Below are 277 nucleotides of genomic sequence, written 5' to 3'. Positions count from 1 at the left end.
ATGGAGTTTCCCGCCTTTACAGTTGGTTAACTTAAAGGCCGGAACTTGCGTCAAGCTTGCGGGAAGATAGGGCAGTACTACCTTATTGCCTTCCCCTCACCTCCGCATCTCAATCACATCGCCCGACGATGTCGTGAGCTGCCAGGTACCCGCACCGCGACCGATTGAAACGAGGTGACTGCCATCGGGCAGCAACGAGCCTTTTTCGACGAACCAGTAACCTGATGTATCCTCGATCATCGCCATACCGCCAACGACTTCGCGCAGTGCAAAAACC

Annotated in this window: 1 protein-coding gene; it reads right to left on the bottom strand. The window is 54.5% G+C overall.

Features of this window, described 5'->3' with window-relative positions; translation table 11 throughout:
• Window positions 1–96 precede the first annotated feature (96 nt).
• The coding region (locus SB719_RS19810; RefSeq protein WP_412159686.1) for a hypothetical protein at window positions 97–277 on the bottom strand (181 nt) is incomplete at its 5' end.

This window comes from Pantoea sp. SIMBA_079, assembly GCF_046940275.1.
Classification (GTDB): Bacteria; Pseudomonadota; Gammaproteobacteria; order Enterobacterales; family Enterobacteriaceae; genus Pantoea; species Pantoea borealis.
This window is presented reverse-complemented; position numbering and strand designations above follow the sequence as displayed.